This is a genomic window from Vibrio sp. 1580, from assembly GCF_033340055.1.
Genome location: NZ_JAWOVT010000504.1, coordinates 1 through 579, shown reverse-complemented (window position 1 = coordinate 579; position 579 = coordinate 1). Strand labels below are relative to the sequence as shown.

General features: G+C 48.0%; 1 protein-coding gene. It reads right to left on the bottom strand.

The window, feature by feature from the left end; translation table 11 throughout:
• Positions 1-579: phospho-N-acetylmuramoyl-pentapeptide-transferase (mraY, locus tag R7093_RS26825; protein WP_318147225.1), on the bottom strand; the 579-nt coding region annotated here is incomplete at both ends.

Below are 579 nucleotides of genomic sequence, written 5' to 3'. Positions count from 1 at the left end.
CCATAGAAATTATCCAGAAACGCACGATTACACGAGGTTCTGGCCAACCTTTTAATTCGTAGTGATGATGAATTGGTGCCATGCGGAAAATGCGTTGACCGCGCAGCTTGTATGAACCGACTTGGAGGATTACAGACAGTGTTTCCATAACAAACACACCGCCCATGATAACCAGCACCAATTCTTGACGAACCAAAACAGCGATAGTGCCTAGTGCACCACCTAGCGCAAGAGAGCCTACGTCACCCATAAATACTTGCGCTGGATAGGTGTTGAACCATAAGAATCCAAGACCCGCGCCCACAATCGCCGTACATACCACAACAAGCTCAGAGGCGTGCGGTAGATATGGGATGTGCAGATATTCAGAAAAGTTAACGTTACCTGTCGCCCAAGCGATAACGGCAAAACCTGCAGCAACCAGTACCGTCGGCATGATAGCCAAACCATCTAAACCATCAGTGAGGTTTACCGCATTACTGGTGCCAACAATCACGAAGTAAGTCAGAATGATGTACATCAGACCAAGCTGTGGCATCACATCTTTAAAGAATGGCACGACAAGCTGCGTCGCTGCTG